The sequence below is a fragment of the Pseudoneobacillus rhizolycopersici genome (assembly GCF_054786815.1).
The window spans coordinates 1-277 of record NZ_JBTOOE010000087.1; the positions used below are offsets into that span (position 1 = coordinate 1).

Below are 277 nucleotides of genomic sequence, written 5' to 3' on the forward strand. Positions count from 1 at the left end.
TCCCCTCAAAATGGCCTGGAATCCCCCTCTCAGCCTGGCTTTATCCGCCTCATATACAATGTCTGTGGCGAACATAGAATCCGGGAACCCCTCCGCGGGAATCCGATAACCAAATTTCTTCTCAAAATTAGGAGAATAATATATCTCATAAGTAACACAGTCCAGCTCGAAAATAATATCCTGCATCTGGGACAGCACGATCTCATATCTCTGCTCGCTGATGGCAAGCTGCCGCTGCGCCTCCTTCTCAGAGCTGGTATCATGAAAAATGCAGTGG

1 protein-coding gene is annotated in these 277 nt (G+C 48.0%); it reads right to left on the minus strand.

What is annotated here, in order from left to right; genetic code table 11:
- Positions 1-277 (minus strand): hypothetical protein (locus ACX9YW_RS22965; RefSeq protein WP_460351036.1); only part of this gene is annotated, 277 nt, incomplete at both ends.